The 1,450-nt window shown below is 73.9% G+C and carries 2 protein-coding genes; both read right to left on the bottom strand.

Features of this window, described 5'->3' with window-relative positions:
* Positions 1-14: 14 nt before the first annotated feature.
* Positions 15-647 (bottom strand): TetR/AcrR family transcriptional regulator, encoded by a 633-nt coding sequence (locus tag ESO86_RS16920; RefSeq protein WP_129235955.1) that lies wholly within the window; start codon positions 645-647, stop codon positions 15-17.
* A gap of 82 nt (positions 648-729) precedes the next feature.
* The gene (locus ESO86_RS16915; protein WP_129235956.1) at positions 730-1,362 is read right to left on the bottom strand and encodes a TrmH family RNA methyltransferase; all 633 of its coding nucleotides are present in this window, start codon (positions 1,360-1,362) and stop codon (positions 730-732) included.
* Positions 1,363-1,450 lie beyond the last annotated feature (88 nt).

Below are 1,450 nucleotides of genomic sequence, written 5' to 3'. Positions count from 1 at the left end.
CCGGGCGGCCCGGCTCAGTGCGTCACGGCCCAGCGGCTCCGGTCGGGCGTGGCGCGCGAGCGGACGAGCACGCCGGCTTCGAGCCCCAGCCGCGCCTCGGCCGTGCGGAAGGCGATCCGGTCGGCCTCCGCCTCGTCGATGAGCCCGAGGGCATGGTGCTGCACCGCGAGTCCGTCGATGAGCGCCGTGAGGGTCCGTGCGTCGGCCTCCGGGTCGGAGCTCGTGCCGTCGCCGGCCGCGACGATGCGTCGGATGATCCCGGCGAGGCGAGCGTCGGACTCGCGATGGTGGCGCGTGAGCGACGCGTGCAGCTCGGGGTTGCGCGGCGCCTCGCTCCACGCGTCGATCCAGACGAAGTAGTGGTCGCGCGGGGTCGTCGAGAGCCAGTCGGCGAGCGCGGGGATCGGCTCGAGCCGTGTCGCGAGCTCCTCGTCCTCGGCTGCCTCGGCGAGCACGGCGGCGTCGAACGCCGCGGCGACGAGCTGCTCGCGCGTGGCGAAGTAGTGGCGGATGAGGCCGTGGACCACCCCGACCTCGGCGGCCACGTCGCGGAGCGTGACGCGCGCGAAGCCGTCGCGGGCGACCAGGCGGAGCGTCGCGGCGATGATCTGCTCGCGGCGCTCGGCGGGGTCCAGTCGGGTGGCCATCCTCCGATGGTAGGCCGCTCTTGTCCGCGTGGCCAATCGAATTGGGCGGGCCGAGCCGGGCGCACGCGGCCCGCGCGCCGCGTCACGGACGTGCGTGCCGCCGCACCCATTCGTGCATGACGATCGCGGCGGCCGCGCTCGCGTTGATCGATCGGGTCGACCCGTACTGCGTGATCTCGACGACGCGATCGGAGGCGGCCAGCGCCTCCTCGCTCAGGCCGGGGCCCTCCTGCCCGAAGAGCAGCACGCACCGCTCGGGCAGCTCGACGAGGTCGACGGGCTCCGAGCCCTCGACGTTGTCGACGGCGACGACCGGCAGCCCCTGGGCCCGCGCCCAGTCGGTGAAGTCGGACACGTCGGGATGGTGCATGAGGTGCTGGTACCGGTCGGTGACCATCGCGCCACGTCGATTCCAGCGCCGGCGGCCGATGATGTGCACCGTCTCGGCCGCGAAGGCGTTCGCCGTGCGCACGATGGAGCCGATGTTGAGGTCGTGCTGCCAGTTCTCGATGGCGACGTGGAACGGATGCCGCCGGGTGTCGAGGTCGGCGACGATCGCGTCGAGCGACCAGTACCGGTAGCGGTCCACGACGTTCCGGCGGTCGCCGTGCTCGAGCAGTTCGGGGTCGTAGCGGGCATCGTCGGGCCATGCTTCGCGGCCGCCGGGCCACGGTCCGACCCCGTGCAGCGGGAGCGACGGCTCCTCGTGCGGCACGTCGTCGGCGGTGCCGGGCGCGGCAGCGCCATCCGCTCGCTCATCGACCACGCGACCACGCTAGCCGCAGGCGCGCCGGAGCGCCCCG

It is taken from the genome of Agromyces binzhouensis (assembly GCF_004135055.1).
Lineage (GTDB): Bacteria > Actinomycetota > Actinomycetes > Actinomycetales > Microbacteriaceae > Agromyces > Agromyces binzhouensis.
This window is presented reverse-complemented; position numbering and strand designations above follow the sequence as displayed.